Annotated in this window: 5 protein-coding genes; 3 read left to right on the top strand and 2 right to left on the bottom strand. The window is 75.3% G+C overall.

The genetic code is table 11. From position 1 onward, the window contains the following. Nucleotides 1-88: 88 nt before the first annotated feature. Nucleotides 89-1,057: a hypothetical protein gene (locus ACFWBF_RS07115; protein ID WP_385596459.1), complete on the bottom strand. Its 969-nt coding sequence runs from the start codon at nt 1,055-1,057 to the stop codon at nt 89-91. An 86-nt stretch (nt 1,058-1,143) separates the two neighbouring features. Here ACFWBF_RS07115 and ACFWBF_RS07110 point away from each other — a divergent pair, with 86 nt between their 5' ends. From ACFWBF_RS07110 to ACFWBF_RS07100, 3 genes are all read left to right on the top strand, one after another. Continuing rightward, the gene (locus ACFWBF_RS07110; RefSeq protein WP_385596457.1) at nt 1,144-3,624 is read left to right on the top strand and encodes a helicase-associated domain-containing protein; all 2,481 of its coding nucleotides are present in this window, start codon (nt 1,144-1,146) and stop codon (nt 3,622-3,624) included. A gap of 51 nt (nt 3,625-3,675) precedes the next feature. After that, nucleotides 3,676-4,278 (top strand): DUF4291 domain-containing protein, encoded by a 603-nt coding sequence (locus tag ACFWBF_RS07105; protein ID WP_385596455.1) that lies wholly within the window; start codon nt 3,676-3,678, stop codon nt 4,276-4,278. Between the two features lie 225 nt (nt 4,279-4,503). Continuing rightward, entirely contained in the window at nt 4,504-6,147 is a 1,644-nt protein-coding gene (locus tag ACFWBF_RS07100) for a DNA repair helicase XPB (RefSeq protein ID WP_385596452.1), read from the top strand. On the opposite strand, the gene ACFWBF_RS07095 is transcribed toward ACFWBF_RS07100, so the two are convergent. Further along, nucleotides 6,113-7,027 (bottom strand): glycosyltransferase family 87 protein, encoded by a 915-nt coding sequence (locus ACFWBF_RS07095; protein WP_385596448.1) that lies wholly within the window; start codon nt 7,025-7,027, stop codon nt 6,113-6,115. The two genes, ACFWBF_RS07100 and ACFWBF_RS07095, sit on opposite strands and share 35 nt — an antisense overlap. Between the last annotated feature and the right edge of the window lie 648 nt (nt 7,028-7,675).

Here is a 7,675-nt window from a genome sequence, read left to right as displayed (position 1 = left end):
CAAAATCCAGCCCCGCCGGCGTTTGAGGCGCGGGGTCTGGGGCGGAGCCCCAGGGCTTTGAGTCGCCGCCGGCGACGGAGCCAGGCGGCTAGCCGCGGCGGGAGCGCCACGCGAGGTACGCGGCGCAGGCCACGGCGGCGACGCGGGGGAGCCACGGCCACAGGCCGTGGAAGGCTTCGCCGAGGGCGTCGTCGGCCAGGGCCTCGCCCCAGCGGCCGTTCAGCCGGCCCCACAGCCACACCACCGCGCCCGCGAAAACCACGCCGGGCAGCCCGAAGACCACCCACTTCCGCTCGGCCGGGCCCAGCACCCGCGAGGCGTACGCGAGCAGCCAGCCCGCCGCGAGCACCAGCCAGTACCCGGTGACCGCGCCCGCCACCAGCACGGCCGCCGCCAGCAGGAGGAACGCGTGGGGCTTGGCCCGGGCCGTCGCGGCAGCGGCAGCGGCCGGAGCCGGCGGCGCTTCCGCCTTCGCGGCGCGCCGCCGCTCGCGCAAGTACCGTACGAGGCCCTGCCGATCGGCGGCCGGCTCCGGCTCCGGAGCTGGCCCCGGCTTCTCCTCCGCCACCGGCGCCTTGAACAGCTCCGGGATCTCCACCCCGCCCGCGAAGCCCTCGATCTGCGGACCGGCGCCGTGAGCCCCCGGCGTGATCCGCCACCAGTCGGGCTCCAGCGTCTCGGAGCCGCCGAGTTCGTCGAGCCCGGCCAGGTGCGGCGGCGCCGGCGCCGTGTCCGCCGGGCGCGGCGGGGGAACGGCGGGCCGACGCCGCCCGCGCTGCGTCGGCACCGCGGGACCGGGCTCGGGCGTGGCGGCCGCCGCCGAAGACGGCCGCGTGCCCAGCGTGTCCAGGACCTCCTCCGGACTGCCGATCCGGTCCAGGATCCGCCGTACCGCCGCCGGCGTCTCCGGGTCGTACTTGGCGCGCCGACGGTCGATCTCGTCCCGCAGCCCCGACACCAGCCGCATCCGATCACCCGAGGACAGCTGCCGCCGCTGCGCCAAGTCCCCGACCCGGCTCAGATATTCGTAGACCAGATGGTCGCTCTCGATCCCCACGCCCCGGCTCCTCCCGTACCTCCTGAGCCGAAGGTAGCGCGTGCGCCCGTGGAGCTGCTGCGGGCGCAGCGGATACCGTTGGCCGGATGGGGACCGGCCGACGAACCGGCCGACGCGACCAGGAGGCGACGACCGTGCCTGACCCGAGCACTGCGGGAAGCGCCCCGCGCTCCCTCGCCGAGGCGCTGCGCACCCGCGACGACGCGGCGCTCGCCGCCCTGCTGCAAGCGCGCCCGGACCTGCTGAGCCCGGTCCCGGGGGACGTCACGCAGCTGGCGACCCGCGCCGGCACCCGCGCCTCGGTCGTGCGCGCGCTGGACCGCCTGGACCGCTTCGCCCTGCAGACGGCCGAGGCCCTCGCGGTCGCCCCGGACCCCTGCCCGTACCCGGAGCTGGAGTCGCTGCTGACCGGCCGGCAGGGTACGTACGCCGAGGAGAGCGCGGCCCGCGCCGCGCTCCCGAAGGCGCTCGGCGTACTGCGCGACCAGGCCCTGGTCTGGGGCGACGAGGACCGGCTGCGCCTGGTGCGCACCGCCCGCGAGCTCCTCGCCCCGTCGGCCTCCCGCCCCTCCCCCACCGGCCTCGGGCCAACCGTCGCCGAGGCCACCGCCGGGATGTCGCCGACCCGGATCCAGGAGATCGTGGTGGCCGCCGGGCTGCCCGCCACGCACGACGCGGTGTCCGCGGTGACCGCGCTGACCGCCCTGTTCACCGACCCCGAACGGATGTCGGCGCTGCTCGACGAGGCTCCGGCCGAGGCCCACCAGGTGCTGGGCCGGCTCGTGTGGGGGCCGCCGTACGGGGAGGTGACGCCGAACCCGACGCCGCCCGTGCGCTGGCTGCGCGACCGGGGGCTGCTGCTGCCCGCCTCGGCACGGACCGTCGTACTGCCCCGCGAGGTGGCGCTGCACCTGCGCGGCGGGCTGGCCCACCGCAGCCCCGAGCCGCTCGCGCCGCGGGTGCCCGCGCACCGCGAGCACCGTCCACAGCTTGTGGACGCCAACGCCGCCGGGCAGGCGCTGGCCGCCCTGTCCACCGTCGAGGAACTGGTGAAGTCCTGGGAGCACACGGGTCCGCCGGTGCTGCGGGCCGGCGGGCTCTCCGTACGCGACCTGAAGCGGGCCGCGGCGACCTTGGACACCACCGAGCCGTCGGCCGCGTTCTGGGTCGAACTCGCCTACGCGGCCGGACTGCTGGCCAGTGACGGCGAGGCCGACGAGCGGTACGCGCCCACCCCCGCCTTCGACACCTGGTGCGAACTGCCGCCCCCCGAACGGTGGTCGGCGCTGGCCGCGGCCTGGCTGCCCGCCACCCGCACCGCCGGGCTCGTCGGCGAACAGGACAGCAAGGGCCGCACCCTGTCCGTGCTCGGCCCGGAACTGGACCGCTCCGCCGCCCCCGAAATCCGCAGACGCGTCCTCGAACTCCTCTCCGAACTCCCCGAAGGCGGCTCCCCGGACCCCGACGCGCTCCAGGCCCGCCTCGCGTGGGAGCGCCCGCCGCGCGGTACGAGCGATCTGCGCGCCCGCCTCGCGCACTGGACCCTGACCGAGGCCGAGGTCCTCGGCGTCACCGGCCGCGGCGCGCTCTCCGCGTTCGGCCGGGCCCTGCTGGAACACCGCGACCCGGCGCCGCTGCTCGCGCCGATGCTCCCCGAGCCCGTGGACCACGTACTGCTCCAGGCCGACCTGACGGCCGTGGCGCCCGGGCCGCTGCGCCGGCCGCTGGGCGACACCCTGGCCGTGCTGGCCGACGTGGAGTCCAAGGGCGGGGCCACCGTGTACCGCTTCACGCCCGGTTCGGTGCGCCGGGCCCTGGACGCCGGGCGCACCGCCGTCGACCTGCACGCGTTCCTGGCCGAGCACAGCCGCACCCCGGTCCCGCAGCCGCTGTCGTACCTCATCGACGACGTGGCGCGGCGGCACGGGCACCTGCGCGTCGGCGCGGCGTCCTCGTACGTGCGCTGCGACGACGACGGCATGCTGAACGAGATCCTCGCCGACAAGCGGTCCGCCGGGCTGGGGCTGCGCCGCCTCGCCCCGACCGTGCTGGCCGCGCAGGCCGAACCGGGCGCGCTGCTCGACGGGTTGCGGGCGATGGGCTACGCCCCGGCCGCGGAGTCCCGTACGGGCGACGTGCTCGTGACGCGGGCCGACGCCCACCGCACCCAGCCGCGTTCGGCGCCCGTACCGGTGCCGGACGGGCCGCCCGCTCCGGACGCGACGCTGCTGAGGGCGGCCGTACGGGCCATCCGCGCGGGCGACCTCGCGGCGACGGCCGTACGCAAGGAGCCCGCCGCCCCCGGCGCGGTGGCCCCGGCGCCCGGTGAACTCCCGCGCACGAGCGCGGCGGAGACCCTGGCGACGGTGCAGGCGGCCGCGCTGACCGGCTCGGCGGTGTGGATCGGCTACGTCAACGCCGACGGGGCGGCCAGCCAGCGGGTCATTGCCCCGGTGCGGGTGGAGGGCGGCTTCGTCACCGGGTACGACCACACCGCAGACGAGGTCCGCACCTACCCGCTGCACCGGATCACCGGGGTCGCGGAACTGGCGGAGGACCAGGTGTAGCGGTCGGAAAAACGGTGGCGGAGCGGGGCGGCCGCCCGCACGCTGAAGCCCATGCCGATGCCCGTGCACGAAGTACCGAACCGCCAGATCCGCGCCGCGCACACCGACACGACCGTCACCGTCTACCAGGCGTACGGGCCCCACCTCGGCCTGCCGGCCGCCCTCGACGGACGCTTCCCGGCGGCCTGGAAGCGGGAGCGGATGACGTGGATCAAGCCCTCGTTCCTGTGGATGATGTACCGCTGCGGCTGGGCGACGAAGGCCGACCAGGAGACCGTGCTGGCGATCGAGATCACCCGCGAGGGCTTCGACCGGGCGCTGCGCGAGGCCTGCCTGTCGCACTACGAGTCCCACGTGCACCCCGACCAGGCCGCCTGGAAAAAGTCCCTGCGCGGGGCGCCCGCCCGCGTCCAGTGGGACCCGGAGCGTGACCTGCACCTGAACCCGCTGCCGTACCGCTCGCTCCAGCTGGGCCTGTCCGGCCCGGCCTCGCGGGCGTACGCCGACGAGTGGACGCTCTCCATCCGCGATGTGACGCCCCTGGCCCGGGAGATCCACGGCCTGCTCCGCGCCGGTGACGACGCGGCGGCGCGCAGCCTCCTGCCCGTGGAAACCCCTTACTCCTCGGGGCCGTTGGCTCACCTGGGCGCGTAGCCGACGCGGTCGGCGGCGAAGTGCGTCCGTCGGCCCGTGCCCGGGAGCTGACGTGCACCCGCGGGGCTGATGCGTACCGGCGCGGGCCACCGTCAGGAGCACGGCCCGGCCCGGCGGGCACCCGGAAGGCACCCGGAAGGCACCCCACCGGCGGAAGGATGCGGCAGACTGGAGGTTTGGCCGTCCGCGTCCGGGCGGCCATGTGCCGGAAGGGACGCACGCCAGGTGAATGGTCCACTCATCGTCCAGAGCGACAAAACCCTCCTCCTCGAGGTCGACCACGAGCTCGCCGGGGCCGCGCGGCGTGCCATCGCGCCCTTCGCCGAGCTGGAGCGGGCGCCCGAGCACATCCACACGTACCGGATCACCCCGCTCGGGCTGTGGAACGCGCGGGCCGCCGGGCACGACGCCGAGCAGGTCGTGGACGCGCTCGTGGAGTTCTCGCGCTATCCCGTCCCGCACGCGCTGCTCGTCGACGTGGCCGAGACCATGGCGCGCTACGGCCGTCTCACGCTGTCCAAGCACCCCGTGCACGGGCTCGTGCTGACCAGCACCGACCGGCCGGTGCTGGAGGAGATCCTGCGGTCCAAGCGGGTCATCCCGCTCGTCGGCGCCCGGCTCGACGCCGACACCGTGGCCGTGCACCCCTCCGAGCGCGGGCAGATCAAGCAGACCCTGCTCAAGCTGGGCTGGCCGGCCGAGGACCTCGCCGGGTACGTGGACGGCGAGGCCCACCCGATCGACCTGGCCGAGGACGGCTGGGCGCTGCGGCCCTACCAGCAGCAGGCCGTCGAGGGCTTCTGGCACGGCGGCTCGGGCGTGGTCGTGCTGCCCTGCGGCGCCGGCAAGACGCTGGTCGGGGCGGGGGCCATGGCGATGGCCAAGGCGACCACGCTGATCCTGGTCACGAACACCGTGTCGGCCCGCCAGTGGAAGCACGAGCTGGTCAAGCGGACCTCGCTGACGGAGGAGGAGATCGGCGAGTACTCCGGCACCCGCAAGGAGATCCGTCCCGTCACGATCGCCACCTACCAGGTGCTGACGACGAAGCGCAAGGGCGTCTACCCGCACCTGGAGCTGTTCGACTCCCGCGACTGGGGCCTGATCGTCTACGACGAGGTGCACCTGCTGCCGGCGCCGGTCTTCAAGTTCACCGCCGACCTCCAGGCCCGCCGTCGGCTCGGCCTGACGGCGACGCTGGTACGGGAGGACGGCCGCGAGTCGGACGTCTTCTCGCTCATCGGGCCGAAGCGGTTCGACGCCCCGTGGAAGGAGATCGAGGCGCAGGGCTACATCGCGCCCGCCGACTGCGTGGAGGTCCGCGTCAACCTGACCGAGTCGGAGCGGCTCGCGTACGCGACCGCCGAGACCGAGGAGAAGTACCGGTTCTGCGCGACGACGGCGACGAAGCGGAAGGTCACGGAGGCGCTGGTACGCAAGCACCAGGGCGAGCAGACCCTCGTCATCGGCCAGTACATCGACCAGCTCGACGAGCTCGGCGAGCACCTGGACGCGCCGGTCATCAAGGGCGAGACGTCCAACGCGCAGCGCGAGAAGCTCTTCAACGCCTTCCGCGAGGGCGAGATCAGCGTGCTGGTGGTGTCGAAGGTCGCGAACTTCTCCATCGACCTGCCCGAGGCCACGGTCGCCATCCAGGTGTCCGGCACCTTCGGCTCCCGCCAGGAGGAGGCCCAGCGGCTGGGCCGTGTCCTGCGTCCGAAGGCGGACGGCCACGAGGCGCGCTTCTACTCGGTCGTCGCGCGCGACACGATCGACCAGGACTTCGCCGCGCACCGCCAGCGCTTCCTGGCCGAACAGGGCTACGCCTACCGGATCATGGACGCGGACGAACTGCTGACGACCGACTGACGTCGGACCGGCTGGGTCCGGCACGTCGCGCATCCTTCCACGAGGCCTGCTGCTCGTGGCCGTACGGGTCTTCGACGACGCGGACGTCCTCCTCCCGGAGGGGTGACCTCGGCGCCGGGACGCCCGGCAGGACGGGACCGCGGGGACCGCGGCAGCGGCGCAGGGTACGGGCGAGCAGCGCCGTGAGCAGCGGGACGGACCAGACCCACAGGTGCGGCCGGTCCAGCAGCAGGGCGCGGCCGGTGGCGGGCAGGTGCCGGGACCAGAAGTCGGCGGAGGCCTGCGGGAGGACCAGCAGGCCGAGCAGGGCGGTCCCGGCGAAGGCGCCCAGCGCGGTGAGGCCGGCCCGGACGCGGCCGGTCAGCAGCAGGTACGGGACGAGGACCGCCGGGGTCAGCGTGATCCCGGCGGCGGTACCCAGGGCGAAGCCCTTGCCGAGGGCGGTGCCCGGCCGGCGCAGGTCCCACAGGACCAGGCAGGCGAGCGCCAGGTTGATCTGCCCGTACAGCGGGGTCTGGAACACCGGCTCCAGCCACAGTCCTGCGACGGTCGCGGCCAGCACGGGGCCCGGCCGTGCCCTGAGTCCCGCGAGGCGGCAGGACAGCAGGATCAGCAGGGCGAGCAGGCCGGCATTGCCGAGGACCAGGACGGCCTTCAGCACGCCGACCGGCAGCCAGGCGGCCGGCGTGAACAGGATCGCCGCGAAGGGCGGGTAAGCGGCGGGCGGACGCCACTCGGCGGCGGAGAAGCCGTGGACGGCGGCGTCGGCCGTCGGGATCCGCAGGGCGATGTACAGCACGCCCAGCGCGAGCAGCGAGCCCGTGACCAGCGCGCCGGCGAGCGGCGACGGCGAGCGGCGGGGGTCGGAACTCCGGGTCACGGCGTGACCCTAGTGGATCAGTGCCCCACCACTGCCGGGATCTGCCGCTATCAGGCCACCGCGCGGCGAGCCGGCGGCGGGCGGCTGGCGGACGGCCGACCCGCAGCCGGTCGCCGGCGGCGGCTGGTGGCAGACGGCCGGCCCGCAGCCAGGCGGAAGCCGGTCGCCAGACGGCCGGCCCGCAACCGGGCGGAAGCCGGCCGGAAGCCTCGCCAGCGGCCCGATCAGGGCCGGCTCGGAACGGGTGTCGGCGACCCGGCGAACGGCTGGTCGGCGGCCCGGCCGAGGACGGCCGGAAGCCCGGTCAGCGGCCGGTGAGCACCCATCGGAGCCCGTGTCGGCAACCCGACAGACGGCTGATCGACAGCCCGGGCGAAGAGCGGCCGGAAGCCCGGTCAGCGGCCTGGTCAGGGCCGGCCGGAAGCGTCGTCAGCAGCAGGTCAGGACCGGTCGGAGCGGGGTCAGCAGCAGGTCACGGCCGGTCGGAAGCACGGTCGGCAACCCGGCGACGGTCCGGCCGGGGCGCGGCCGGGGCCCGGTCAGGCGCGGCGGGATTCCGGTCAGGCGCGGTCGGGCGGCCGGGGGTCCCCTCAAGCACGGTCGGCAACCCGGCGACGGTCCGGCCGGGGCGCGGCCGGGGCCCGGTCA

The organism is Streptomyces sp. NPDC060028 (assembly GCF_042736725.1).
Classification (GTDB): domain Bacteria; phylum Actinomycetota; class Actinomycetes; order Streptomycetales; family Streptomycetaceae; genus Streptomyces.
Note: the sequence above shows the minus strand (reverse complement) of the source record. Positions and strands in the feature narration are given on the sequence as shown.